The organism is Pseudomonas sp. StFLB209 (assembly GCF_000829415.1).
Taxonomy (GTDB): Bacteria; Pseudomonadota; Gammaproteobacteria; order Pseudomonadales; family Pseudomonadaceae; genus Aquipseudomonas.
The window spans coordinates 93,318-115,120 of the sequence record NZ_AP014637.1; the positions used below are offsets into that span (position 1 = coordinate 93,318).

Genomic DNA, 21,803 nt, shown 5'->3' on the forward strand with positions numbered 1-21,803 from the left:
GCACAGCCTGGTATCGCGGCGGTGGTGTGCGGCTTACAGCCCCTGCTTGAGGCTCGCTTCCAGGTACTGGTCGAGGTCGCCGTCCAGGACTTTCTGGCAGTCGCTGCGCTCGACGCCGGTGCGCAGGTCTTTGATGCGCGAGTCATCAAGCACATACGAGCGGATCTGGTGACCCCAGCCGATGTCCGACTTGCTGTCTTCGAGGGCCTGCGAAGCGGCGTTGCGCTTTTGCATTTCCAGCTCGTACAACTTGGCCCGCAGCATTTTCATGGCGGTGTCTTTGTTGGCGTGCTGGGAGCGTTCGTTCTGGCAACTGACCACGGTATTGGTCGGCACGTGGGTAATCCGCACCGCCGAGTCGGTGGTGTTTACGTGCTGACCACCGGCACCGGAGGAACGGTAGGTGTCGATACGCAGGTCCGACGGGTTGATCTCGATCTCGACCTTGTCGTCGATCTCGGGCGACACGAACACCGCCGAGAACGAGGTGTGGCGACGTGCACCGGAGTCGAACGGGCTCTTGCGCACCAGACGGTGGACACCGATCTCGGTGCGCAGCCAGCCGAAGGCGTACTCGCCCTTGATGTGCACAGTGGCGCCCTTGATACCGGCGACTTCACCCTCGGACAATTCCATGATGGTCGCGTCAAAGCCGCGCTTGTCGGCCCAGCGCAGGTACATGCGCAGCAGAATGTTGGCCCAGTCCTGAGCCTCGGTGCCGCCGGAACCGGCCTGGATGTCGAGGTAGGCGTTGTTGGGGTCCATCTCGCCACTGAACATGCGCCGGAATTCGAGCTTCTCCAGCGCTTCGCGCAGGCGCTCGACTTCCGCGACGACGTCGGCGACAGCGCCTTCGTCTTCTTCTTCGGCAGCCATCTCAAGCAGGTCTTTGGCGTCGGTCAGGCCGCTGCCAAGGTCATCGAGAGTGGTGACGATCTGCTCCAGCTGGGAGCGCTCGCGGCCCAGGCTCTGGGCGTATTCAGGCTTGTTCCAGACGTTAGGGTCTTCGAGCTCGCGGGTGACTTCAACCAGACGATCATGTTTGTGATCGTAGTCAAAGATACCCCCGAATGGTTTCGGAACGCTCGGAGAGGTCCTTGATGCTGTTCAAAATCGGGTTGATTTCCATGGTCGGCAGCACTCGCAGGCGAAAATTACAAAGCCGGTGAGTATACCCTAGGCGTAGTGGCGAAAGCAGCCCCGTCGGACGGGGACGCCGCGCATTCACTTCAACGGCGGGTGAACCCACGATGCCTGTGATGCCGCCTTCGTCAGCAAGCTGACTCCCACCGACCCAGCATCATGCCCGAGCCGCAGGAGACTGATCCGGCGACCCCATTGCCGTCAGGCCCCGCCCACCTGCACCTGATTACGCCCATTATGCTTGGCCGCATACAGCCCCTTGTCAGCGTCCAGAATCAACTGTCGGCTGTTGCCGCCGGGCTGTGGGATCACGGTGGCGATGCCGATGCTGACCGTCAGGTGTGAACCCGGTGCCGGTGCAATGTGCGGGATGTTCATGCTGGCGACGCTCTGGCGCAGTTTTTCGGCCAGCAATCGGGCGCCGCCGGGGGTGGTGTTGGGCAATACCATGGCGAATTCTTCGCCGCCGTAGCGGGCCGGCAGGTCCGAGGGACGGCTGCAGTTGGCACGGATTGCCTTGGCCACCTGGCGCAGGGCTTCGTCACCTTCCAGATGGCCAAAGCTGTCGTTGTAGGCCTTGAAATAGTCCACATCGATCATCATCAGTGACAGCTGGCTTTGCTCGCGGGTGGCGCGGCGCCACTCCAGCTCCAGGTATTCGTCGAAGTGACGACGGTTGGACAGCCCGGTCAGGCCGTCGGAGTTCATCAGCCGCTGCAGTACCAGGTTGGTGTCGAGCAGTTGCTGCTGGCTGACCCGCAAGGCGCGGTAGGCCTCGTCGCGCTGCAACAGGGTCAGGTAGGAACGCGAGTGGTAGCGGATGCGCGCCACCAGTTCGATGGTATCGGGCAACTTGACCAGGTAATCGTTGGCCCCGGCCGCGAAGGCCGCGCTCTTGATCAGCGGGTCCTCCTTGGTCGACAGGACGATGATCGGGATGTCCTTGGTCAACGGGTTGTTGCGGTACTCACGCACCAGGGTCAGGCCGTCCAGGCCCGGCATCACCAGGTCCTGAAGGATCACCGTGGGTTTGATCTGCACCGCCTGGGCAATAGCCTGATGCGGGTCGGCACAGAAATGGAAGTCGATCAGCTCTTCATTGGCCAGGCCGCGACGTACCGCCTCGCCGATCATGGCCTGGTCATCGACCAACAGGACCATGGCGGAGTTTTCGTCCGGAGCCTTGATATCTTCTGTCTGCAAGTCATGCATGAAGCATCTCCTGGTCACCGGCTGAAGGTGATTTCACCTGGAAAATCATTATGCGAATACCTCAACCAAACGCGGAGCGATAGTGCGCAGCGAGCGGATCTCGACGGCGGCATCGATGGCGGCAGCCGCCTTGGGCATGCCATATACGGCACTGCTGGCCTGATCCTGAGCGATGGTCAGAAATCCTTTCTGGCGCATGGCCTTGAGTCCTTGAGCACCATCGCGACCCATGCCGGTCAGTAACACTCCCACTGCATCACCACTCCAATAGCGGGCCACACTTTCGAAAAAAACATCAATCGAGGGCCTGTAGATTTCGTTTACCGGCTCGGCCGTGTAGGCGAGCGTCCCGTCCTGAAACAGACGGATATGGTGGTTGGTTCCGGCCAGCACCACCTGACCCGGTTGCGGCGGCTCGCCCTCGCGGGCCAGGCGCACCGGCATGCCTGAGGCACTGCTCAGCCACTCGGCCATGCCGGCAGCGAACACCTGATCGACATGTTGCACCAGCACCACCGCCGCAGGAAAGCTCACCGGCAGGCCTTTGAGCAATTCTTCCAGCGCTGCCGGCCCACCTGCCGAAGAACCGATGGCCACCAGACCGCCGCGGCGCACTGCGCCCTGCAAGACAGTCCCGGCGCTGCGTTCGCGTGCGCTGCGCTGGCCTATCAGCCAGCCAATGTTGAATATCTTGCGCAGTAGCGGCGCGGCAGCTTCTTTCGGATCGCCCGCACCAACAGCCGGGGTGTCCACCACATCCAGCGCGCCGTGGCCCATGGCTTCGAATACACGATGGACGTTCTGTTCACGATCGACCGTGACCAGAACGATAGCGCATGGTGAGTCAGCCATGATCCTTCTTGTAGCCTCGACGCCGTCCATCACCGGCATGATCAGGTCCATGAGGATCAGGTCAGGGGTGTTTGCCGCGCACATCTGCACCGCCTCGGCGCCATTGCGGGCGACCCAGACGATCTGGTGCTCGGGCTCGAAGGCCAGGGCGCGCCGCAGGGCTTCAATGGCCATGGGCATATCGTTGACGATAGCGATCTTCATCCCTGCGCGTCTCCTATCAGTTCCACCACAACATCAAGCAAGGCGTCGTCATGGAAACTGGCTTTGGCCAGGTAATAATCAGCCCCGGCATCCAGCCCCCGACGGCGATCTTCCTCACGGTCCTTGTAGGAGACCACCATCACAGGCAGAGATTGCAGCCGGGTATCACGGCGCACCAGCGTAACCAGCTCGATACCGTCCATGCGCGGCATGTCGATATCGGTAATCAGCAGGTCAAAGTCTTCGGCGCGCAAGGCGTTCCAGCCATCCATGCCATCGACCGCCACGGCCACTTCATAACCGCGACTGACCAGTAACTTGCGCTCCAGCTCACGTACCGTCAACGAGTCATCGACGACCAGAACCCGTTTGCGGGTCACATTGCCATTATGGCGGTTCTGGCGATCAACGCGCTCCAGTCTTCCGGTATTCAGGAGTTTTTCCACCGAGCGCAGCAAATCTTCGACATCGATGATCAAGACCACCGAGCCGTCGTCCAGCAATGCACCGGCCGAGACATCCTGAACCTTGCCCAGGCGCGCATCCAGCGGCATGACCACCAGGGTCCGCTCACCGATAAAACGCTCGACCGCCACGCCATACACCGCGTCACGCTCGCGGATCACCACCACCTTGAGATTGTCCTGGGCATTGGCGCTCGGTGGCCGGTTGAGCAACTGGCTGGCCGCAACCAGGCCAACGTGGCGGCCTTCATGCCAGAAGTGCTGGCGGCCTTCCAGTTGCACGATGTCCTCGGCTTCGAGGTCACGCATGCGCTCGATGTGCGCCAATGGGAAGGCATAGGCTTCGCCGCCGACATCCACCACCAGGCTGCGCACCACCGATAAGGTCAGCGGCACTTCGATCCGAAAGCGACTGCCCTGCCCGGCCTGCTGCTCCAGCGTCACGGCACCGTGCAACTGGCGCACCATATGCTGCACCGCGTCCAGGCCCACGCCGCGCCCGGAAATCTGGGTGACCTTGTCGCGCATGCTGAAGCCAGGCAGGAACAGGAAACTCAGCAGCTCTTCTTCGCTCATCTGCGCCGCCGTTTCAGCCGGCGAGAGCTTGCGGGCGACGATGGCATTGCGCAGCTTTTCGAGGTCGACACCACCGCCGTCGTCGGTGAGCTCGACCACCAACATGCCCGCCTGGTGAGAGGCGCGCAGGCGAATCGAACCTTCGCTGTCCTTACCCAGCGCCTGACGTCGCTCCGGCGATTCAATACCGTGATCGACCGCGTTGCGCAGCAAGTGAGTCAGCGGCGCCTCAAGCTTTTCCAGCACTTCACGGTCGACCTGGGTCTTTTCGCCATCGATATCCAGGCGCACCGGTTTGCCGAGTTCACGGCCCAGGTCGCGGACCATCCGCGCCTGGCCACCCAGCACATCGGCAAACGGCCGCATCCGGCAGGCCAGGGCGCTGTCATACAGCGACTGGGCACGCTGCGCAGACTGCCAGCCGAACTCATCGAGCTCTGCCGCCTGCTCAATCAGCATGTTCTGAGCCTGCGACAGCAATTGTCGCGCGTCCTCCAGTGCCTTGTGCGCCTCGGGGCTGATCTGGCTCTGGTCGAGACTGGCCTCAAGCACCTGCAACGCCCGGTCACTGCCCAACTGCAGACGTTTGAGGCGCTGCATGCCGGTCAACAGGGGTTTGATACGCTGACTTTCGACCAGCGACTTGCTGGACAGATCAAGCAACCCGTTGAGGCGCTCGGCAGTGACGCGCAATACCCGCTCGCCACCCTCGGCGACCCGTCGGTCACGCAACGGGCGTGGCGCAGAATCGGCTTGGGCCGTGGCAAGCGGCCCGCTGTCGACATCGACAACAGGCTCGACAGGCGCGGCAGGCGGCTGGGGGGCCGGCGCTGGCGCTTCGGCGGCCAGCAACGCCGACAAGTCGGCCTGAGCCTCGGGCGACAGTCCCAACACCAATGAGTCAGGCAAGCCGGGCCCGGCCAGCGCCGCACTGTCGGCGGGCGCAGACTCTGGCGGGCGACTGACGCTGCGCCCGCTGCCGACCCCAGAGCTCATCAGCTCATTCATGCGCTGTACATAGGCGTCGACAGCCGGCTGATCGACGCTGCCATCGCCTGGCGTAGCGATGCGCATCAGCATGTCGGTGCCCGACAGCAACGCATCGATATGCTCCGGCTGCAGCACCAGACGCCCCTCCTGGCCGGCAACCAGGCAGTCTTCCATGACATGGGCAACGCTGACGCCGAAGTCCACGCCCACGATGCGTGCCGCGCCCTTGAGCGAATGGGCAGCACGCATACAGGCTTCGAGATGATCGGCCTGGGTCGGGTTACGTTCCAGCTCCAGCAGGCCGGCGCTCAGTACCTGGGTCTGCGCCTCGGCTTCCAGGGTAAACAGTTCGAACAACGAGGCGTCGCGCATCTGGTCCGGGGTCATGTCAGGCTCCGATGCACTGCCACCAGCAGCTCTTGTTCATCAAGCAAACGCAGGCTGCGATCCTTCCAGTGCAGCACACCCCGGGTAAAGCGGGCGTTGGCATGAGTGCCGGAGGCCGACGCCGACTCAAGCAGTGCCTGCTCCATGGCATGAATGCCATCGACTTCATCCACCGGCACCACCACCGGACCGCCTTCGGCCGCGACGATGAGCATGCGCGGCATGATCCGGTTATTGGCCGGCGAACAGGCGCCGGTTTCCAGGCCCAGCAACTCGACCAGCGAGATACACGCCACCAGGGCGCCACGGACATTGGCAACCCCCAGCAATGCCCGCGAACGTTGGTGCGGCAGCGAATGGATCGCTTGCATCGGCGACACCTCAACCAGGCTGCGGGTGGCCAGGGCCAGCCATTCATCACCCAGGCGAAACACCACTACCGAACGGGTGTTGGCCCTGCCCTGTTGCTCGGCGCTGCGCGAGCGGTCGTGATAGTCCTGCGCCAGGCTGTAGCGATCGAGCAAGCGCGTCGCCGCTGCCGAATAGACTTCGCAATTACGGCAATGGATGTGCCCGGCCAGCAAGGGGCAAGAGCGGTCACCATGAATACCGATGCGATTCCAGCAATCGTCGATGTCCTGACCGTCATCCTGGGTAAGGCTTGCAAGGCTGACCCCGCTCATCAGCTGTTTCCTTGTTTATTGGCGCCACGTGCTGCTCGTTCGAGCAAGCGCCGGGCACCGCTGCTATCGCCTTGTGCGGCCAGTACAGCAGCCAGTTGCGCCAGGGCTTCGGGGTGCTGGGGTTGCAGATACAACGCTTTGCGGTAATGCTCCTGCGCTTGCTGGACTTTGCCTTCCACTTCACTGAGCAAGCCCAGCCAGTAGAACACCTGGGCCACCGGCTCGTGCCGGGCCAGATACCGCTGGCAGGCCGCTCGCGCCTCACTGCTTTTGCCCTCATTGGCCAGGCTGGCAATAGCCGCCAGCTCGGCATCGGGCTGCGCCGCTGCCGGGGCCTGGCTGCCAGATGAGCCAAACGCGCTGCCCGCCACCCGCGCCGCGGTGCCCGGCGCAAATGGCCGTGGGGTGCTGCTCGGCACGCTGCGTACCGCAGGCTGGACGAGCACCGGCGCCACTGGAGCGGGTGCCGGCACCGCCGGGGCACCGAGTACCACCGGCCGCGGATCATCAGCCCGTGCATGGCGAAACGCGAACGACTGCGCAACGTTGATCGAGCGCATGCCGATCTGCGCCAACAGATTGCCCTCGGCCGGGCCGATAAACAGTACGCCGTCTTCCAGGGTCAGGCGCTTGAGCACCTCGAATACATGAGCCTGGGTCGGCCGGTCAAAGTAGATCACCAGGTTGCGACAGAACACAAAATCGCAGGCCGGCTGGTTGGCCAGTGCCGGATCAAGCAGGTTGCCGGGTCGAAAATCGACACAGTCACGTACCCGCTCAGCCACCTGCCAGCCATCGGCCAGCTGGCTGAAGTAACGTTCACGAAAGCTCAGGTCGGTGCCCCTGAACGAGTTCTTGCCATAGATCGCGCGCTTGGCGCGCTGGATCGACAACGGGCTGATATCGATCGCATCGACGCGAAACTGCTGCGCCGCCAGGCCTGCGTCAAACAACGCCATGGCGATCGAATAAGGTTCTTCGCCGGTCGAGCATGGCAGGCTGAGAATACGCAATGGCCGCGCACCCGCCAGTGCCTGGACCCGCGCCAGCGCCAGTTTGCCAAGCGTGGCGAAAGACTCCGGGTAACGGAAAAACCAGGTTTCAGGAACGATCACCGCTTCGATCAGTGCCTGCTGCTCAGCCGCTGAGGTCTGCAGCAAGGCCCAATAGGCGTCGCTGTCGGCGGCGCCGGACGAAGTGGTGCGCTGGCGCAATGCCCGCTCGACGATGGCCTCGCCCACGGAGGTGACATCCAGGCCGATGCGCTCTTTGAGAAACGCGAAGAACCGCGCGTCATTACTCATGGCGCATCCTCCAGCAGCTCGATGTCCGGCGCGACCACCGGATACAGCAGTTCGCGCACCGGCTCACTGAGCAACTCCTCGACGCGGATCCACTGCAACAGCCCCTGCTCATCTTCGCGTACCGGCCCCAGATAGGGCGACAGGCGATTTTCCAGGCCGTACTCCTTGAACTGCGCAGCCGGACAGCGCAAGGTCTCGGTAGCCTGCTCCAGAATCAGGCCCAGCAACTGCGCCGGGTGCTGATCGTCGTGGCGGTAGTGCACCAGCACCATACGGGTGCTGGTGCGGGCGCGGGCCGGAGTGCCAAAACTCAAGGCACTGATATCAATAACCGGGACGATTTCGCCACGGTGGGCGAAGATCCCTGCCACCCAGGCCGGCGCCTTGGGAATCACCTTGAGTTTCAAGCGTGGCAGTACCTCGGCGATCTCCCGGGCCTGCAGCGCGTAGCGTTCTTCGCCGATGCGAAACAGCAGAAACAGCGTATCGCGCACGGACCGCTTGGGTGATTGCTCAACCATGACCGGGTCTCAAACCTTGAAACGCGAAACGCCGCTGCGCAGCCCCACCGCAACCTGACTCAACTCGTCAATCGCGAAGCTGGCCTGGCGCAGGGACTCGACAGTCTGGCTGCTGGCATCGGCCAGTTGCACCAATGCCTGGTTAATCTGCTCGGCACCACTGGCCTGGGCCTGCATGCCGTCGTTGACCATCAGCACGCGTGGCGCCAGCGCCTGGACCTGATGAATGATCTGCGACAGTTGCTCACCGACCTGGGTGACCTCAAACATGCCGCGGCGGACTTCTTCGGAAAACTTGTCCATGCCCATGACACCGGCCGAGACCGCCGACTGGATTTCGCGCACCATCTGCTCGATATCGTAGGTTGCGACGGCGGTCTGGTCGGCCAGGCGCCGCACCTCGGTCGCCACCACAGCAAAACCGCGGCCATATTCACCGGCCTTTTCGGCCTCGATGGCCGCATTGAGCGACAGCAGGTTGGTCTGGTCGGCGACCTTGACGATGGTCACCACCACCTGATTGATATTGCCGGCCTTCTCGTTGAGGATCGCCAGCTTGGCATTGACCAGGTTGGCCGCGCCCATGACCTGATGCATGGTTTCTTCCATCCGCGCCAGACCTTGCTGGCCGGAGCCGGCCAGCACCGAAGCCTGGTCGGCGGCCGAAGTCACCTCGTTCATGGTGCGCACCAGGTCCCGTGACGTGGCGGCGATCTCTCGCGACGTCGCGCCAATTTCAGTGGTCGTGGCTGCGGTTTCGGTCGCGGTGGCCTGTTGCTGCTTGGAAGTGGCGGCGATTTCGGTCACCGAGGTAGTGACCTGCACCGAGGAACGCTGGGCCTGGGCCACCAATGCGGTCAGCTCGGTCATCATGTCGTTGAAGCCGGTCTGCACGACATTGAATTCGTCGTTGCGGTCCAGATTCAGGCGCTGGCTGAGGTCACCGGTGCGCATGACTTCAAGGATGTCGACCAGCCGCTGCATCGGCGCGATGATCGAGCGCATCAGCAGCAAGCCGCAGGCACCGGCCGCGGCAATGGCGATCAACAGAGAAATCACCATGCTCACTTTGGCGGTCAGCACGGCGTCGACAATGTTGTCGGTGGCCTGATCGGCCAACTGCTTGTTGGCCACGATAATGTCGTTGAGCTGCTTGCGCCCCAGCGTCCACACCGGATTGACCTGGTCGTAGAATTCGGCCCTGGCCTTGGCGTATTCACCCCGCTCATAGGCGGCATGGGTTTCCTTGAGCAGCCGCGAGTAGAGTTCACGCTGGGTTTCGAACTGCTGGAAAGTGGCTTTGTCGGAGTTATCGAAAATCGACTGCTTATAGCCGTCGATTTGCTTTTGCAGAGCATCTTCGAAGCCCTTGAACTGCTCGCGCTCGGACTGGGTCAGCGGTCGCCCCTGGCCTTCACCGATCAGTTCAAGGGTACGGATATAACTCTCGCCCCAGGTGCTACGCACCAGGGTGCTGTAATAAACCCCCGGCAACGCGTCCAGGCGAACCACCTCTTCGCTGGACTCGATCTTCAACAAGCGCGAGTAAGACGCCACCACCATCAACAACATGATCGTGATGATTACGGCAAAACTCGCCAGGATCCGTTGGCGCAAGGTCCAGTTTTTCACAGTCATCCCTCAAGCGTTCAACACCGGCCGGGCGGTGTTCATGAAGTTGGACCGAACGCCGGCCCAGGCGCGCTGAGTATAGCCCAGCCATTAATCCAGTAGCGCGTCCATGGGCAAGTAAATAACAACTGCCAGAACAAGCATTTGAGTGTGCCCCCAAGCCGTCGGAAAAATCGCGACAACCGCTCTGCGACGCAGGCTGGCGCCGTCCCTGAGGCCCATTCAACAGTATTTGGCGGCGCCATGTTTAATAGATAGTTACCACCTTTGGCCCAATACCCTACCCGTAAGCTTTGTTATTTTCTCAACCGCAACAAGGCTTGCTTCACTATGGATATCTCTCTTTCTGATGGGCTCCCGACAAGGCTCCAGACGCACCGGGCAATCATCGAACGGCGCACGCCCGCCTGGCTGGCCAACGCCGGCCCGGACACTCATACAGCGCTGCGCAAGGCCGCCAGCCAGGCACTGAAGCAGCCTTGGCTGACCAAGGCCCGCGACGATACCCCCGCCATTGTTGAGCAGTTACAAGCGCTGTACGCTGAACACCATCATCTGCAACAACGTATCGCCCCCAGCCTGCAGCGGCTGGGCACACTTGAAGACTTTTCCGCGCCGCGCCTGACCCAGGCTATCAAGCAACAGTTCGACCTGGATCTGGATGTGCGCGCGGCGCATTTGTTTCACGCCAGCCACACCCGTACCGAAGACACGTTCGCTAATGTGGCGAAAGATCCAATTGTCCAAGCCAACAGCGCCTTGCGCGCAGCCATCCGTCCACTGCTTGAAGCCGCTTTGCAAAACTTCCAGGCCGAAGATACTGTACCGGGTGCAATGGACCGCGATAAGCACTTCAAAGCCGAGGTCTTTGCCAGCCATCAGGTGCTGGGGCCTATCCTGCAAGGCACTCCTGTCGCCCTGCCGGCCCATGAGTTTGCCGCCTTGTCGAGGCGTCTGGACTTGGGTGGCGAATACCAGAAACACATCGACAGCGTGTTCGACCGGGTAACGATCAGCGACCTCCAGGCGTTCGAGCGCTCGACACTGTTACTGCAGGTTCACCTGGCGTTGCTCAAGCAACGGATCGATGCGCCTGCGCACACGGCCCTGTTGAATCTGCTCCACGGCCGGCCCGATGCCCAACTCAATGGCCAGCAGCTGTACTGCAGTGCCCTGACCCTGTGGGACGTCGAGCTGACCGGGGTCGTGCTGATCAGTACCGACCGCGACGCCAGCACCAGCGTCCAGCCGGTGATGCTGTACATCCCTGAAGACCCGGTTGCACCGCTGCAACTCCATGCCTCGGCACAAGCGCTACATAAAGCGCTGCGAGAAAGCCTGTTCAATAAGCGTTATGCAGACTTTTTCAGCGGGCTGCTTCCCGCGCGCCAGCGCAGCCATGTCATGAATACCCTGTACAAGCACCTGTACCCCAAGGTCAAGAAAGGCCCGTGGTATGGGCAGCGCTGGCTGGAACATGAGGCCGATCACAACGCCCGTCTCAAGCTCGGCGAAAACCATCTTGCCCAACCGCTATTCGAAACCCTGGTACACCGCAAGCTGACGGTCATCAAGGACGATGCACGATTCAATGGCGTACCCACTGCCGAACAGGATCAACGCAGCCATGAGCAGCGCATGGCCTGGTGGCGTGACAAGGCGCTCAACGTTCTGAACATTGCCGCATTTGCCGTGCCGGCCCTGGGCGTGGTCATGCTGGGAGTGACCGCGGTTCAGCTATGTTATGAAGTCTATGAAAGTATCGAGAGCTGGGAGCATGACGAGCGCCAGCAGGCTTTGAGCTACTTGCTGGATGTCGTGGAAAATATCGCCCTGATGGCGGCCATTGGCAAGCTCGCCGCGCACACTGTCCCGCTGCCCGCCATCGAAGTACCGGCGTTTGTCGAGACATTGACGCCGGTGCGGCTGCCCGGCGGCCAGCGGCGTTTATGGAAGCCAGACCTTGCACCGTTTGCCCATGACGTTCTGCTGCCAGCGGAGCTCAAACCGAATGCGCTGGGGCTGTACGAGCATCAAGGCAAGCAATGGCTGGTACTCGATGAGGGCACCTACTCAGTCAAGGCCGACAGCCACGGCGACTTTGTCATCGAACATCCCGATACCGGCCAGCACTTCGAGCCGCCGCTGCGTCACAATGGCGCGGGCGCCTGGCTGCACCCGCTGGATAACCCGCGCCAGATGCACGGCCTGAAACTCCTGCGCCGCCTGGGTTATGACACCGCCAGCCTGCCCGATGCCATGGCCCGGCAAGCCCTGCAAGCCAGCAATACCTCTGAAGCGGTGCTGCGCCACGCCCTGACCGAACTGGGGCGCCCCCCGGCGCTGTTGGTCGACACCATACAGCGCCTGCAACTGGATCGGGAGCTGAGCCAGGCCGGCCAGCCCGAGCTGTTCGACACTCGCTATCAGGCCCGCCAAGCGTCGCCGGTCGCTGGCGTAGAAGCCTTGCAGCAGGCCTTGCCGTCACGCCTGCCCGCCAGCGTTGCGCAAGAGCTGTGGAGTCATGCGTCCACCGCGCAACAACAGCAATTGCTCAACGAGCACAAACTGCCAATCCAGTTGGCCGAAGAAGCCCGTCACTATCGTCAGCAGCTACGCCTGACACGTGCCTATGAAGGTCTGTACCGGCAATCGTCGCACAACCCTGATACCGACCAACTGATCCTGCACAGCCTGGAGTCACTGGTCGGCTGGTCCAGCGAACTGCGCCTTGAAATTCGCGATGGGTCATTCAACGGTGCACTGCTCGACAGCGTCGGCCCCGTAGATGCGCCCAAGCGCAAGGTGCTGATCAAGGAGCAAGGCGGCTATAGCGCTCGCGATGCCCAGGACCGTCACCTCAATGACCGTGCTGACCTGTATGCCTCGATCCTGCATGCCTTGCCCGACGCCGAGCGCCAGGCATTGGGCATACCGCATACCGGCCAACGCGCGGTGCTGCAACGCCTGATTCAATACCAGCCACTGGCGCGTCATCAATTGCGCCGGGTGTTGGCAATGCCTGAGATCCGGCCTGGGTTTCGCTCGCCGATGCGCCTGGCCGACGGGCGAATCGGTTATCTGCTCAGCGGCCGGCCAGGCACACACTGGACAGTCAGCCGCCACTATCTGCTCGACCGGTTGAGCCTGCTGGAGTTCGACATGCTCTGGCCGGATGAAATGCTCCAGCGCCTGCAAGACTTTGGCATGAGCCTGGAAAGAATTGATGCACGGCTTGACGCGGTGCTCGAAGAGCAACGCCTGTTGCGCGAAAGCCTCGAAACCTGGCGCGGCCTTGAGCCGCTGCAGACGGAGGAGGCACAGTCAGTCAACGCTCGCCTGAGCACCGCCATCTGGAGGCACTGGACGCGGCACAGCCTGCCCGAGCTGGGCCTGGCACCCGAGCCACTGCACCTGGAAAATTTTGCCCTGCAAGACTTTGCGCCGCAGTTGCCGGCGTTCTTTGAGCAGCGTGTCACCGCTCTGCAACTCGATGACCTGCGCCCTTCTGCCGCGCATGGGCGGCCCGCTGACCTGCTGTCTGTCGACAACCAGACCCTGCAACAGTTTCTGTCGCGCTGGGGCAATGCCCGCTCGCTGGGCCTGCGCAACAATCCCGGGTCCGGCCTGCTTACCCGCTATTACCCCGGCTTACTGGGTACGGTGTCCAGCAGCCTGCCGAACCTGACCGACTTGCGCCTGATCAATCTGCAACTGTTGCTCAACCAGGCGGAAATGGACGGTTTGCTGCCGCTGCTGCAGTTGCGCAACCTGGAGTTGTCCGGCAACCGCTTCAGCCAGCACCAGCCACTGTCGCTGGAGTGGCTGCGGCCCCAACGGCTGGTGCTGGAGCACACCGAGCTGCGGCATTGGCCGACCTGGCTCGACAGCCGGGTGCCTGGCCCCATTCGCGAGTTGTCACTGGCCGGGAACCACCTGACCGAATTGCCTGGCTACATTCTCGATAACCCGCACAGCCCGGACAACCATAGCGTGATCGACGTGCGGGGCAATCCGTTATCAATGGGCACCATCTTGCGTGCGCGCCTGGACGACGCACTGGCCGATCGCTCATTCAGCTACCGGATCGATACCCCGGCCGCCATGGAAATCAATCTGGGGGTCCTGATCAGCGAGCGTAACGCACTCACGCAAGCCATCGAAGGCTGGAACGAAGCCAGCACCTCCAGTGTAACCCTGTCGCCGCAGACCATCGCCCAGCGCCGCCGGATCGGCGTGGCCCTGATGGATCACTGGCGCGCTTATGCCCGTGGTGAATCGCAGACGGCCCTGCATCTGGAAGATATGGATCTGGCGCAGTTTCCAAGACGCCTGCCGGGTTTCTTTTATTTACGGGTGCGCTCGATGCGCTTGCACCGGATCACAACCACAGATGAGCAATTGGGCAACCTGCTCAGGTTCATGATCAACCTCGGCAGCTTGCGCATAAGTGGCGAGATAACCCCGCTGCTTTCGCCACCTCAGGCGCTGCTGGGGCTTTCGAGTTTCAGCAACCTGAGCCTGATTGACACAAACTTGCGCATCGACCGGCGCTGGACCGATTTTTTCGCTCGTATGGTGCGATTGGAAAGCCTGGAGCTCGACGGCAACTTTCTCGGCGACGTGCAGGAAGTATCCAGCCTGGGGCACCTGAGGCTGCGCTGGCTGTCGCTGCGCAATACCGGACTTCAAAGCTGGCCTGCCTGGATGACCGACAGGTTGCCCGCTACTCTGGAGACACTGATTCTGGATAACAACCAGTTGCAGGACATTCCCGAACAACTGCTGGCCAACCCGCGCCGCCAGTGGGGGCACACTGAAATAAGCCTGCGCGGCAATCCGTTGTCCCACGAAGCGATGCAGCGCGCCCATACCTCACAACGTTACGGGCGCTCGTACAGCTTTGAAATGGACTTGCCGCCGCAAATCCGCGAAATCGCCTGGTACGAGTCCCACGACTCCGACTCGACCATGACCGAGTCCGACTACTCAATGCACACCCATAGCCCGGCCACCTCGTCGACCCTGGAGCTATCGGGCATCGAACCCTGGCTGGACAATAACACTGAGCGTCCTGAAATCTGGCGACAACTGGAACAGGATGGCGATGCCAGTCACTTGCTGGCGCTGATCGACTACCTGCAACAAAGCGCCGACTACCGCAATCAGTCCAGCCGTGCGCAACTGGTCGAGCGAGTCTGGCAGGTTCTGGAGGCTGCGGCGCGATCGCCAGAGTTGCGGGCCACCCTGGACGGCATCGCCGAGCAACCGCTGCAAATGATCAGAGAACAGGACACCTGCCCCGACGGGGTCATGGTGGAATTCAACCAGATGGAAGTCATGGTTTTCACTCAGCAGTCGTTGCAGGACCTGCCTGCCACCAGCAGGGGCGCGGCATTATTGAACCTGACCCGACGCCTGTATCGCCTGCATGAGCTTGATCGCATTGCCCGCGAGCAGGCCAATGGTCGGGATGAAGCGGAGGTGCGCCTGGCCTACCGGTTGCGTTGGGCACAAGAGCTGGACCTGCCGGTCCCGCCGCAGCGCATGCTTTATGAAGCCCACGCCCGCTTGCAGCCTGACGAGCTGAACGCGGCGCTGGCGCGGGTGCAGGCCGGTGAACGGGGTGATTCATTCCTGGCGTTTGCGATTACCCAGATGCCGTGGGTCACTTACCTGCGCGAAGAGTACGCGACAGGCTTCAACGGCTTGCAAAGAATCTATCGCGACAATCTCAATCGCCTGACCGATCGTTACGAGCAGCTTGGCCTGAGCCTGAGCAGTGCACAATTCGAGGCCGAGGCTCGCACGCTGGACCAGCAGTATCAGGACGACCAACTGACCTTGCTGAGGGCGCTGACCGTAGATGCGGTCGTTTCAGGACCCTCGCCGGATCAGCCAGCGGCGCTGGCTGAACCACCGGCGTCTGGAGCGCTTATGCCTGACGCACCTGAGCCTCCAGCTCAGCCTTGAGCGTCGGTGCCAGGTTGAGCTGACGGGCCAGTTCGTCAAGGTAGGCACGCTCCATGAAGTGCTCCTCATCGACGAGAATCAGGCTGGCAATGTACATTTCGGCGGCAATTTCCGGGGTGCGTGCGGCGCGCGCCACGTCTGCCGGGTCCAGCGGCTTGTCCAGTTCGGCATGCAGCCACTGGCGGAACTGCCGGTCGTCATGAAGCTTGACGAACTCGCCCTCGATCAACTCACGCTCGCGCTGGTCCACATGCCCATCGGCCTTGGCAGCGGCCACCAGCGCACGCAGGATCGCCTGGCTGTGTTCCTCGGCCTGATCGGCGGGCAGCCGGTCAATGGTCTGCGGTTCACGCAGACCGGCCTGGCCCTGGCTGGCCTGCCAGTTGTTGTAAGCCTTGTAGGCAATCACGCCCAGCGCCGCCAGGCCGCCGTAGGTCAGCACCTTGCCGCCCATGCCGCGGCCTTTCTTGCCTTTGAGCAGGCTCATGGCCCCGGCGGCCAGCGCACCACCGCCAGCACCTGACAACAAACCGCCCAGCCCGCCAGCCGCAGCGCCGGGCAACAGGCCGCCCGCCTTGGGACGCTTGCCCGATGTGCCGCTGACCTTGTCCTGCAGCATCTGCTGACCGGAGCGCAGCAGTTGATCGAGCAGACCTCGAGTATTCATGAATGTGTTCCTCGACCTTGATGGGATGTTCAATTGACCCACACAGTAAGGCGAAGTCACCCATGTACGGTTGTTACTAATAATTCCAGATATTTCATCGGCCACTGATGCCCGACTCATCGGCAACTAAGGGGGCCGCCGTATCAGCAGGTACAAAAGTTGATATTCATTTGAATAAACTCCACTCATACGAATCGCCCTATTGATCCCGATGCAGGCGCTGCTGAGCCCCTTGTAAAATCGTTGATCGGCCGCCGCCTGGCGGATTTATTTCAACTACCACTGCCTAGGCTATGTGCCCTACAACCTCCCCATAAAAGTTGCGCACTTGCACGGGCAGAATCATTGACTCTCCCCTTTACGGGAGAGTTTAGACTGCGCGCCGTATCTGCCGGGGCCAGAGCCTTCAACAGGCCTTGCCCAACGCTTGCAGAACGCAGCATCTGCCTGGTCTCTGATCATCCCCGGATGCCCTCTGTTTATGGAAAAGCTCTGGAGTAACACCATGGAAAAAGCCGACGTACTGGTAACCGGCTACGGTCTGGTCGCACCGACGGTCATGGATGCCAGAGGTTTATTTGCCCTGCTGGGCCAACATGGCTCGTGCCTGCGCGAACATCCAGACCAGCCCAGCGGCCCGGCAGGCTTTATCGACGAGCAGCAGTGGCAACTGATCGACGAGGCGATTACCGATGAGTCTGCCAACCAGTCGCGCCACACCCTGCTTAGTCGCTATGTTGCCGAACAGGCACTCGGCCAGGCAGCCTTGCGCGCCGAAGACTTCAGTGCCGCCCGCAGCGGATTGTTTCTCGGGTGCCAACCGGGGCAGTATCGGCAGACCCGCTGCCTGGCTCAGTGGCTGGGGGTGCATGAGTATGTGTCGAGCCATTCGGACGCCTGTGCCGCCGGCACCGTTGCCATCGGTAACGCGTATCGCGCGGTTGCCAACGGCGAGCTGGAACTGGCGCTGTGCGGCGGTATTGAACTGCTGCCTGAGGGCAGCTTCGCCTCCAGTGCCCAGGCACCCAGCCCGTTCATCCCCAGCGAAGGGGCAGCGCTGATCGTGCTGGAATCGGCCAGCCACGCGCAACGCCGTGGCGCGCGGGCCTTGGGCCGGGTACTGGGCTACGCCGATCGGTATCAAGACACTGCCGAGCCCGGTGCACTTTATGTGCAGTGCATGCAGGCCGCGTTACATGACGCGGGGCTGGCGCCGCGCCAGGTTCAGCATGTCAATGTCCACAGCCCCTCGCCGCTGAGCATGGACAACCACGAAGCCCAGGCTGTCAAACAGGTATTCGGCACCGCCCTGCCCGACACGACATTCGCCGCCAACAAGTTCGCCGTCGGACACGCCCTGGCCGGTAGCGGCGCCATCGAAGCCGTCCTGTCATTGATGTCGCTGCAATTGGGCGTGCTGCTGCCGACGCCAGACGACGGCGCAGCCAGGTCGCCACATACCACCATGAACTTCCCTGATTCGCTACAGCAACAGACCATCGATGCGGTGCTGTCCAACTCGTTCAGCCGTAACGGCACCAGCAGTTCTCTGGTACTTGGTCGTGGCTGAGTGATCATGCCGGGATGGTCGTGCAATCAGACTCAGGCGCTGGTCAGTCGGCGCTCGAAAGCCAGCAAGCCATCGAGCATCTGCTGCAAGTGAGCCATCTGGTTAGTGAGTTCGAGCTTTTTCGCAATAATGGCATCAAGCATCAATTGCCGTGGCAGTTCTCCGACCTGCTGGCCCTGCAGGATGGCCTGCATTTCCTTGAGCTTGAAGCCCAACTGTTGAGCGCCTTTGATAAAACTCAGGCGCTCAACCGTTTCATGGGTATAAATCCGATACTTTCCTTCGCGCAGTGGCTCGGGTAGCAGGCCAATCGCCTCGTAATGGCGAATGCATTTGACCGTAGTGCCCGCCAGGCGGGCGACTTTGCCGATAAACATGAGCAACTGAACTCCATGGCCTTTTGACACACTCGCGCCAGCATAAGCGCGAATTGTGACATGCCGGAGTGCCTCAGCAACCGCTCAAGATCAATGAAAGCACCGCAATAGAGCCTTGCGCGTATTGCGGTGCGGATGGCTGTCAATCGCGCAGGTCAGATTCGTGGATGGGCTGGTCGCGATGGGTTGCCCGTTGATACTGAGCGGGCCATACCGCCTGCCGGCTGCCCAGGTCGTCATCGGCATGCAGCGCCCAGTAGGGGTCGCGCAGCAGCTCACGGGCCAGCAGAATGATATCGGCCTGGCCGGTGCGCAGAATGTGTTCGGCCTGGGCCGGTTCGGTAATCATGCCGACAGTGCCGGTGGCAATGTCTGCCTCCTTGCGGATGCGCTCGGCAAAGCGGGTCTGGTAACCCGGCCCGACCGGTATTTCGGCATGCACTGAAGTCCCCCCGGACGATACATCGATCAGGTCAGCCCCCAGTGTCTTCAACCGCCGCGCCAGCTCGACGGTTTCATCAGGGTTCCAGCCATCCTCTACCCAATCGGTGGCCGACACTCGCACGAACAGCGGCAACTCGGCGGGCCAGACTTCGCGCACCGCTTCAGTGACCTGGCAGACCAGCCGGATGCGATTTTCAAACGAACCACCGTAGCGGTCATTGCGCCGGTTGCTCAGCGGCGACAGGAACTGATGCAACAGATAACCATGTGCTGCATGGACTTCGACAACCTTGAAGCCTGCGGCCAGCGCCCGTCGGGTCGAGGCCACAAAGGCATCAATGACCTCGTTGATCTGGTCCGGGCTCAAGGGCTGCGGGGCGACATGTTCAGGGTCAAAGGCAACCGCCGATGGCCCCCATGGCTGCCAGCCGCCCTCTTCGAGCGGTACGTTGCCATGCTTGCCCAGCCAGGGCCGCCAGGTACTGGCCTTGCGGCCGGCGTGGGCCAGCTGGATGGCCGGGACGGCGCCCTGGGCTGTAATGAAACGGGTGATGCGCTGCAGCGGGGCAATTTGCTCGTCGTTCCAGAGACCCAGGTCCTGAGGGGTGATACGACCATCAGCGGTGACGGCGGTGGCCTCGGTAAAGATCAACCCGGCGCCGCCGACTGCGCGACTGCCGAGGTGGACCAGATGCCAGTCGTTGGCCAGCCCGTCGACACTTGAGTACTGACACATCGGCGACACCGCGATGCGGTTCGGCAGTTGCAGTTGGCGCAGGGTATAGGGTTCTAGCAGCAGACTCATGGCGACCTCTCTTGTGACAGTCAGGCGTGCAGCACTTCGTAGGAAGGAGCAGTGCCGGCCGCGCAGGTCGTGACCAATCCAGGCCGTTATCGACGATGCGTGGCGGCTTCTCCTTTTTCTATATAGGAGCCTAGTCGACAATTGCCATGGGCACAGGGTTCATCGCTTTGCACGTCGTAGGAGCGGCTTGAGCCGCGAAAGCCATTCGCGTGGTGTAAGAGTCTTTGCTGCGGTTGTCTATTCGTCAGGTTTCGCCCTGCTGGGCGAAACCTGTCTCAACCGACTCTTTTCAACGCGGGGCGATATGGGTCACCAGCAGTTGGACGGTTTCATTACCACGAAACTCGTTGAGGTCCAGCCGGTAGGCCAGTTCTACCCAGCGGATGTTCGGGTTGGGCCAGATGTCGCGATCTACGCCGAAGGCGATGCCGTCAAGGCGCACACTGCCGCATTCGGTCTTGAGTACCATTTTCAGGTGCCGTTCACCGACCACCCGTTGCTCGGCCAACTGGAAGATGCCGTGAAACAGCGGCTCGGGGAAGTGTTGTCCCCATGGGCCGGCGTTACGCAGGGCGCGGGCCAGTTCCAGATGAAACTCTTCGACGGCCAGGGTGCCGTCGGATAACAACCGGCCAGTGAGGTCGTCTTCGTTCAGCTGGCGGCGTACTTCGTCGTCGAATGCGGCGCAGAATGCCGGGAAGTTTTGCTCTGGCAGCGACAGGCCTGCGGCCATGGCGTGGCCGCCAAATTTGCTGATCAGCTCGGGATATCGGGCCGCTACCGCATCGAGCGCGTCGCGGATATGAAAGCCTGGCACCGAACGCGCCGAGCCTTTGAGCACCCCGTCACCGGCGCTGGCAAAGGCGATGGTGGGCCGGTGGTAACGCTCCTTGAGCCGTGAAGCGAGGATGCCGATCACCCCTTGATGCCAGTCCGGCTCGAACAGACACAGCCCGAATGGCATGGACTCTTGCGGCAAGTCCTTGAGCTGTGCCAAGGCTTCGCGCTGCATGCCCTGCTCAATGCTCTTGCGGTCCTGGTTCAGCTCATCGAGCTGCACCGCCATTTCCCGGGCCCGATCCGGGTCATCACACAGCAGGCATTCGATCCCCAGGCTCATATCGTCCAGCCGCCCGGCAGCATTCAGACGCGGCCCCAGGATAAACCCCAGGTCGGTAGAGGTAATGCGTGAAGGATCACGCCGAGCGACCTCAAGAATGGCACGCAGGCCCGGACGGGCGCGACCGGCGCGAATCCGCATCAGGCCCTGATGGACCAGAATGCGGTTATTGGCATCCAGCGGCACCACGTCAGCGACGCTGCCCAGCGCCACCAGGTCGAGCAACTCACCAAGGTTCGGCTGGGCCCGCTGGTCGAACCAGCCGATCTCACGCAGGCGGGCGCGCAGGGCCATCAGTACGTAGAACATCACCCCGACGCCGGCCAGCGATTTGCTCGGAAAGCTGCAGCCTGGCTGGTTGGGATTGACGATCGCATCGGCGGCCGGCAATTGATGGCCAGGCAAGTGGTGGTCGGTGACCAGCACTCTGAGCCCGGCGGCCTTGGCAGCGGCCACGCCGTCGACACTGGAGATACCGTTATCGACGGTCATCAACAAGTCTGGTGAGCGCTGCAGCGCCACGTCGACAATTTCCGGGGTCAGGCCATAGCCGTACTCGAAACGGTTGGGCACCAGATAGTCGACATGCGCAGCGCCCATCAGGCGCAGCCCGAGCACGCCCACGGTGCTGGCAGTCGCACCGTCAGCATCGAAGTCACCAACGATCAGGATGCGCTGACGTTGCTGCAAGGCCTCGACCAGCAGGTCCACCGCCGCATCGATGCCCTTGAGCTGTTGATACGCAATCAGCCGCGCCAGGCTCTTGTCCAGTTCCTCGGCCGAGACCACGCCACGCGACGCATACAGGCGGGTCAGCAGCGGCGGCAGATCGCCAAGAACCGGCAAGGGGCTGGGCATGGGACGGTGTTCGATACGCAT

12 protein-coding genes and 4 pseudogenes are annotated in these 21,803 nt (G+C 62.0%); 2 read left to right on the forward strand and 14 right to left on the reverse strand.

Translation table 11 applies throughout. From position 1 onward, the window contains the following. Positions 1 to 33: 33 nt before the first annotated feature. The 10 genes and pseudogenes from prfB to PSCI_RS30075 all read right to left on the reverse strand — a co-directional run. Positions 34 to 1,129, reverse strand: a protein-coding gene (prfB, locus tag PSCI_RS28875; RefSeq protein WP_144403170.1) for a peptide chain release factor 2 whose coding sequence is annotated in 2 segments (ribosomal slippage) — positions 34 to 1,056 and positions 1,058 to 1,129 — 1,095 coding nt in all. Because the reading frame shifts where the segments join, the coding sequence is not laid out codon by codon here. Between the two features lie 215 nt (positions 1,130 to 1,344). After that, the gene (locus PSCI_RS00380; protein ID WP_045481288.1) at positions 1,345 to 2,355 is read right to left on the reverse strand and encodes a response regulator; all 1,011 of its coding nucleotides are present in this window, start codon (positions 2,353 to 2,355) and stop codon (positions 1,345 to 1,347) included. Between the two features lie 48 nt (positions 2,356 to 2,403). After that, entirely contained in the window at positions 2,404 to 3,411 is a 1,008-nt protein-coding gene (locus PSCI_RS00385) for a chemotaxis response regulator protein-glutamate methylesterase (RefSeq protein ID WP_045481291.1), read from the reverse strand. Beyond that, positions 3,408 to 5,342 (reverse strand): annotated as a pseudogene (locus PSCI_RS00390) (hybrid sensor histidine kinase/response regulator); the annotation flags it as partial. The pseudogene PSCI_RS00390 and the gene PSCI_RS00385, both read right to left, overlap by 4 nt. A 77-nt stretch (positions 5,343 to 5,419) precedes the next feature. Next, positions 5,420 to 5,828 (reverse strand): annotated as a pseudogene (locus PSCI_RS30070) (Hpt domain-containing protein); the annotation flags it as partial. Then, a complete protein-coding gene (locus tag PSCI_RS00395) occupies positions 5,825 to 6,511 on the reverse strand; it encodes a chemotaxis protein CheW (RefSeq protein WP_045481297.1) in 687 nt (228 codons plus the stop codon). The pseudogene PSCI_RS30070 and the gene PSCI_RS00395, both read right to left, overlap by 4 nt. After that, the gene (locus PSCI_RS00400) at positions 6,511 to 7,815 is read right to left on the reverse strand and encodes a CheR family methyltransferase (RefSeq protein WP_045481300.1); all 1,305 of its coding nucleotides are present in this window, start codon (positions 7,813 to 7,815) and stop codon (positions 6,511 to 6,513) included. Before PSCI_RS00400 ends, PSCI_RS00395 begins: the two co-directional genes overlap by 1 nt. After that, positions 7,812 to 8,336 (reverse strand): chemotaxis protein CheW, encoded by a 525-nt coding sequence (locus PSCI_RS00405; RefSeq protein WP_045481303.1) that lies wholly within the window; start codon positions 8,334 to 8,336, stop codon positions 7,812 to 7,814. The genes PSCI_RS00400 and PSCI_RS00405 overlap by 4 nt, the downstream gene beginning before the upstream one ends. Positions 8,337 to 8,345: 9 nt before the next feature. Next, a pseudogene (locus PSCI_RS00410) lies at positions 8,346 to 9,515 on the reverse strand (methyl-accepting chemotaxis protein); the annotation flags it as partial. Then, positions 9,489 to 9,974 (reverse strand): annotated as a pseudogene (locus tag PSCI_RS30075) (MCP four helix bundle domain-containing protein); the annotation flags it as partial. The pseudogenes PSCI_RS30075 and PSCI_RS00410, both read right to left, overlap by 27 nt. A 324-nt stretch (positions 9,975 to 10,298) precedes the next feature. Between PSCI_RS30075 and PSCI_RS00415 the strand changes: the two are divergent. Beyond that, the gene (locus tag PSCI_RS00415) at positions 10,299 to 15,941 is read left to right on the forward strand and encodes an NEL-type E3 ubiquitin ligase domain-containing protein (protein ID WP_052483330.1); all 5,643 of its coding nucleotides are present in this window, start codon (positions 10,299 to 10,301) and stop codon (positions 15,939 to 15,941) included. Here PSCI_RS00415 and PSCI_RS00420 read toward each other — a convergent pair. Next, positions 15,904 to 16,608 carry a tellurite resistance TerB family protein gene (locus PSCI_RS00420; RefSeq protein WP_045481307.1) on the reverse strand — a complete coding sequence of 235 codons (705 nt, stop codon included), beginning with the start codon at positions 16,606 to 16,608 and terminating at the stop codon, positions 15,904 to 15,906. The two genes, PSCI_RS00415 and PSCI_RS00420, sit on opposite strands and share 38 nt — an antisense overlap. A gap of 505 nt (positions 16,609 to 17,113) precedes the next feature. Between PSCI_RS00420 and PSCI_RS00425 the strand changes: the two genes are divergently transcribed. Further along, positions 17,114 to 18,178 (forward strand): beta-ketoacyl synthase N-terminal-like domain-containing protein, encoded by a 1,065-nt coding sequence (locus PSCI_RS00425; protein ID WP_045481310.1) that lies wholly within the window; start codon positions 17,114 to 17,116, stop codon positions 18,176 to 18,178. 32 nt (positions 18,179 to 18,210) lie between these two features. On the opposite strand, the gene PSCI_RS00430 is transcribed toward PSCI_RS00425, so the two are convergent. The 3 genes from PSCI_RS00430 to recJ form a co-directional block, all read right to left on the reverse strand. Further along, complete coding sequence (locus PSCI_RS00430) at positions 18,211 to 18,555, reverse strand: MerR family transcriptional regulator (RefSeq protein ID WP_045481314.1); 345 nt, start codon at positions 18,553 to 18,555, stop codon at positions 18,211 to 18,213. Positions 18,556 to 18,697: 142 nt separating this feature from the next. Beyond that, positions 18,698 to 19,804, reverse strand: coding sequence for an NADH:flavin oxidoreductase/NADH oxidase (locus tag PSCI_RS00435; protein WP_045481318.1), 1,107 nt, complete (start codon positions 19,802 to 19,804; stop codon positions 18,698 to 18,700). 289 nt (positions 19,805 to 20,093) lie between these two features. Further along, complete coding sequence (gene recJ / locus PSCI_RS00440; RefSeq protein WP_045481321.1) at positions 20,094 to 21,803, reverse strand: single-stranded-DNA-specific exonuclease RecJ; 1,710 nt, start codon at positions 21,801 to 21,803, stop codon at positions 20,094 to 20,096.

Bases quoted from the DNA above. Each gene is read 5' to 3' on its own strand.
- PSCI_RS00395 (WP_045481297.1), bottom strand. From the start codon at position 6,511: ATGAGCGGGGTCAGCCTTGCAAGCCTTACCCAGGATGACGGTCAGGAC.
- PSCI_RS00430 (WP_045481314.1), bottom strand. From the start codon at position 18,555: ATGTTTATCGGCAAAGTCGCCCGCCTGGCGGGCACTACGGTCAAATGC.
- recJ (WP_045481321.1), bottom strand. From the start codon at position 21,803: ATGCGTATCGAACACCGTCCCATGCCCAGCCCCTTGCCGGTTCTTGGC.
- PSCI_RS00415 (WP_052483330.1), top strand. From the start codon at position 10,299: ATGGATATCTCTCTTTCTGATGGGCTCCCGACAAGGCTCCAGACGCAC.
- PSCI_RS00435 (WP_045481318.1), bottom strand. From the start codon at position 19,804: ATGAGTCTGCTGCTAGAACCCTATACCCTGCGCCAACTGCAACTGCCG.
- PSCI_RS00385 (WP_045481291.1), bottom strand. From the start codon at position 3,411: ATGAAGATCGCTATCGTCAACGATATGCCCATGGCCATTGAAGCCCTG.
- PSCI_RS00405 (WP_045481303.1), bottom strand. From the start codon at position 8,336: ATGGTTGAGCAATCACCCAAGCGGTCCGTGCGCGATACGCTGTTTCTG.
- PSCI_RS00420 (WP_045481307.1), bottom strand. From the start codon at position 16,608: ATGAATACTCGAGGTCTGCTCGATCAACTGCTGCGCTCCGGTCAGCAG.
- PSCI_RS00380 (WP_045481288.1), bottom strand. From the start codon at position 2,355: ATGCATGACTTGCAGACAGAAGATATCAAGGCTCCGGACGAAAACTCC.
- PSCI_RS00425 (WP_045481310.1), top strand. From the start codon at position 17,114: ATGGAAAAAGCCGACGTACTGGTAACCGGCTACGGTCTGGTCGCACCG.
- PSCI_RS00400 (WP_045481300.1), bottom strand. From the start codon at position 7,815: ATGAGTAATGACGCGCGGTTCTTCGCGTTTCTCAAAGAGCGCATCGGC.